This is a genomic window from Synechococcales cyanobacterium T60_A2020_003, assembly GCA_015272205.1.
GTDB lineage: Bacteria > Cyanobacteriota > Cyanobacteriia > RECH01 > RECH01 > JACYMB01.
On record JACYMB010000380.1, the window covers coordinates 1 to 3,122 of the forward strand.

The window sequence follows — 3,122 nt, forward strand, 5'->3', positions numbered from 1 at the left end:
AGTCAGAATGCTCCCATCGTTGGGCTGGCTCATCGTAGTTTCCTCAGCAACTGCTCTACTGCCTTCAGCCTATGCCCTATTTTTATGCGTTTGCCCTAGCAGACATCCCCGCTCACAAATGGCGATCGCCGGATTTGAGTATAATGAAATCAGCGTTAGGGATCATCGAACTTGAGAGGATAAGCCGCATGAAACCCCTTGAAATTGTGCAACTCGGCAATCCAGTCCTGCGTCAAATTGCTCAACCTGTTTCCAATATTCAAGACGAATGGGTCAAGCCTCTCGCTCAAAAGATGTTAGCTACTCTAGTCGAGTCGAGGGGGGTTGGTATTGCTGCGCCGCAGGTGGGACAGCCCTATCGTATCTTGGTTGTTGCCTCTCATCCGAATGCGCGGTATCCCCATGCGCCCCAAATGGAACCGACGGTGATGATCAATCCACGCTTAATCGATCATTCCGACGCAATCGTGAAGGATTGGGAAGGTTGTCTGAGTGTGCCGGGAATTCGGGGGTTAGTTCCACGCTACAAGGAAATTGAAGTGGAGTACACCGGATTGGATGATCGGATTCATCGCACGGTGCTGACTGATTTTGTCGCTCGGATCTTCCAACACGAATTCGACCATCTGAACGGCATAGTGTTTCTCGATCACGTCGAAGATGTGCAAGACATGATGGCCGAACAGGAATACTTGAAGCAAGTTGTTCGCGTTTAGCCTCGTAAGGCTGGATACGTTTGCGCGGCTAGCGAGCGAAAATACCCTGTCCTTTCAGAAGATCGAGAAACACAAAAACTGTTGGCGGATGGAGCGCGCTAGCTAAGACGGCTGCTCCAATTTGTCGTTCTAGCGGGATGGGGAGCGATCGCACCTCTACGGTGTCTGGAATGGGCAAAGCAGCAAGGCGCGGAAGGATAGCGGCTCCTAAACCCTGGGCAACCATGCTAACGATTGTGGAATCTTCTTTGATCTCGTAGGCAACTTTTAGGGTTTGTCCCCATTTGGCCCAGTGGTTGCGCACCGCTGAGGTACATTCGGCGTAGTTGTAGAGAATGAAGGAGTGTCGAGAAAGCTCCTCCCAGGTCAGTGTGTCCGGGATTGGTGTTTCGGCTTTGGGAATCAGCACAACGTACTCATCTTTGGCAATTTCCCACGTGTCAAACTCCTCGGCACGGGGCAGGGGCACTAGACCAATATCGACTAGTCCTTCCCGTAATGCTTGCTCGACGCCGACGGGTTCTAGTTCGGCTAGGGAAACATCAACATCGGGAAAGCGTTGCCGAAACCGAGCGATCATGGGGGGCAGGAGGTGGGTAGCCGCGCTGCGAAAGGAAGCAATTCTCAGCCGTCCGCCCTGAAGCCCTTTGAGCAAATTAATTTCGGTATCAATGCAGTCGCGCAGGTGCAAGATTTGGCGGGCGTAATCGGCAACTCGTTCACCCACCGGAGTTAGCCTTGCCCCAAATCGTCCCCGGATCAGGAGCGGAACGCCGAGTTCATCTTCCAGGGTGGCGATCGCCCGACTGACGGCGGACTGGGAAGTATCTAGCTTGAGAGCGGCGGTGGAAAAGCTGCCGTGGTCTGCGATCGCCAACAAAACCTGGAGGTGGGAAATGTTCATACGCGCTATCTATTCGCTTTCTGCATAGATACTACCCGCAAGCGGTTTTGATCCTAGGGTGAATGCTCGTTAACTTGGGTGAACAGGATACGAGAGTGCTTCTTGGTTTAGTATTCACGATTTGTAATGGACGACGGGATGCAGGTTGGACTGGCAGGTTAGCAGATGGATCATCCTCTGACGAGTTTTAGCCAATTCAGCACCTCTCCCTGCATCATGTACGTTCTTTTCACCAGCCACGAACGCTGTCGTTATGGCGATGAAACGAGGATAAAGGTTGATGTGTGAACGCATTCACCCAAATCCCTCTTTCGTAGACCACGACTTACTTAGACTCTACCACTGAGGACAAAAGCGCCATGTTTGAGCTGATACCCTATCACAAGTTTCGTGACACCCCCAGTGTTCGCTTTTTTGATGTCACAATCCCCAATTCCAACGCCCGCGACCTTGTGTTTCACGAAGGCCCTGCGGTAAGTCCCAACAACGATCCCCAGGGCTACTGGCAGTTTTATCTCCACCCCCATCAAGAAGATAATTTGCTGGCATTGACGGGCGGACGGACGTTTTATCTGGTTAACTTTGCCTGGGAGCATCCATTCCACATTGTGAGATTGGAAGCCAATGGCGATATTCTGCGGATTCCCCCTGGAACGTTCCACCGCTCGGTGTCTGATCCAGAGGGATCGCTGGTGTTGAATCAGGCGGTGCGCTCTGCCGAGGCGACCGTGGAAAGCGAATTTCGAGTCTACAACAGCGCTGAGATTCCCCGGCTGCTTTGGGCAACTTCGGAAGCAGCACCCCGTCCGAAGGTGTACACCAACGATCGCCTCTGGCCACAGGCGGCATAGATTTAGGCGGTTCCGGTTATCCCTGCGCTAAGTCACGGCGATCGCCATACTTCAGCAGTTTCTCTAAAACCAGCAGGCGATTTTCCCAGGTTGTAAAGCGGTACTCCTGACTCCAGCGCTGAAGCTGCATCCAGTCGTCAAAGGCAACCTGGAATTGATCCAGTTGTTGCTGGGCATGGCGCAAATTCTGGGCAGAGGGATGATCGGCCAACTGGTGCAGTGCTTCCGCCAACGCCTCCGCTTGCCCTTTTCAAGCCTCATACTGTTGCCCCGTCATCGGTAGCTCGTTCGTGGCGAGAAGGAAGCTCCATTCCCGCGGCAACTCATCGTATCGCGCCGCTGCCGTACCAAAAGGATCGCGGTAGGAGATGGGTTCTGGGGCGATTCTCTTTCAGAGACGCTGCGCGATCGCTCCACTGCCCTGGGTTCGGCCAAATATTCCTTGCAGCGCCTCCCTCAGATTCTCCGTTGCAAAGAGCGCATAGCCACTCGACGGCATATCCCGCAGAGCTTGAATTTGGTCAAAAATGGCAGAGTCAGATAAATCCAGCAGCCGGATAGAGATTGTTCGCGAGCGGCGGTGCCATATCCATAGGTAACGTCAGTTCGGGTTAAGCCTCAGGACGCAAATGGTGGTCGAGGGCAATCGAG

The 3,122-nt window shown here is 53.3% G+C and carries 4 protein-coding genes; 2 read left to right on the top strand and 2 right to left on the bottom strand.

Annotated elements, in window-relative coordinates; all coding sequences use genetic code 11:
• Nucleotides 1-188: 188 nt before the first annotated feature.
• On the top strand, nucleotides 189-716 hold the full coding sequence (gene def, locus IGR76_18225; GenBank protein ID MBF2080394.1) for a peptide deformylase: 528 nt from the start codon (nucleotides 189-191) through the stop codon (nucleotides 714-716).
• A 28-nt stretch (nucleotides 717-744) separates the two neighbouring features.
• Here def and IGR76_18230 read toward each other — a convergent pair whose 3' ends face one another.
• Complete coding sequence (locus tag IGR76_18230) at nucleotides 745-1,620, bottom strand: LysR family transcriptional regulator (GenBank protein ID MBF2080395.1); 876 nt, start codon at nucleotides 1,618-1,620, stop codon at nucleotides 745-747.
• A gap of 359 nt (nucleotides 1,621-1,979) precedes the next feature.
• Between IGR76_18230 and IGR76_18235 the strand changes: the two genes are divergently transcribed.
• Complete coding sequence (locus IGR76_18235) at nucleotides 1,980-2,471, top strand: redox protein (protein ID MBF2080396.1); 492 nt, start codon at nucleotides 1,980-1,982, stop codon at nucleotides 2,469-2,471.
• Between the two features lie 16 nt (nucleotides 2,472-2,487).
• Here IGR76_18235 and IGR76_18240 read toward each other — a convergent pair whose 3' ends face one another.
• Nucleotides 2,488-2,703 carry a hypothetical protein gene (locus IGR76_18240; protein MBF2080397.1) on the bottom strand — a complete coding sequence of 72 codons (216 nt, stop codon included), beginning with the start codon at nucleotides 2,701-2,703 and terminating at the stop codon, nucleotides 2,488-2,490.
• Nucleotides 2,704-3,122: the final 419 nt, after the last annotated feature.

What these genes read in the sequence shown, in the direction of transcription:
- def (MBF2080394.1), top strand. Translation starts at nt 189, where the DNA reads ATGAAACCCCTTGAAATTGTGCAACTCGGCAATCCAGTCCTGCGTCAA.
- IGR76_18230 (MBF2080395.1), bottom strand. Translation starts at nt 1,620, where the DNA reads ATGAACATTTCCCACCTCCAGGTTTTGTTGGCGATCGCAGACCACGGC.
- IGR76_18235 (MBF2080396.1), top strand. Translation starts at nt 1,980, where the DNA reads ATGTTTGAGCTGATACCCTATCACAAGTTTCGTGACACCCCCAGTGTT.